1 protein-coding gene is annotated in these 236 nt (G+C 37.7%); it reads left to right on the top strand.

The window, feature by feature from the left end; all coding sequences use genetic code 11:
• Nucleotides 1-116 precede the first annotated feature (116 nt).
• Nucleotides 117-236 (top strand): hypothetical protein (locus SB765_RS33730; RefSeq protein WP_410933051.1); only part of this gene is annotated, 120 nt, incomplete at its 3' end.

Below are 236 nucleotides of genomic sequence, written 5' to 3'. Positions count from 1 at the left end.
AAAAAGAAAAAGTTAATTTAATGAAAAGCGCATTTTTGAGTTAAATCTGAGAGTAATTTGGACTATAATACGCGCCTAAAATATCGTTCAATCCCTAACCCCGGGTGAAATTACTTATGTTGATCCTTCGTGGTGCACCAGCACTTTCAGAGTTCAGAGTTAATAAAATTTTAGCGCGTTGCCAACAATTGCAACTTCCTGTCACCAATGTATATGCCGAATACGCTCACTTTGCC

The sequence above is a fragment of the Pseudomonas sp. SIMBA_067 genome (assembly GCF_046534675.1).
Classification (GTDB): domain Bacteria; phylum Pseudomonadota; class Gammaproteobacteria; order Pseudomonadales; family Pseudomonadaceae; genus Aquipseudomonas; species Aquipseudomonas putida.
This window is presented reverse-complemented; position numbering and strand designations above follow the sequence as displayed.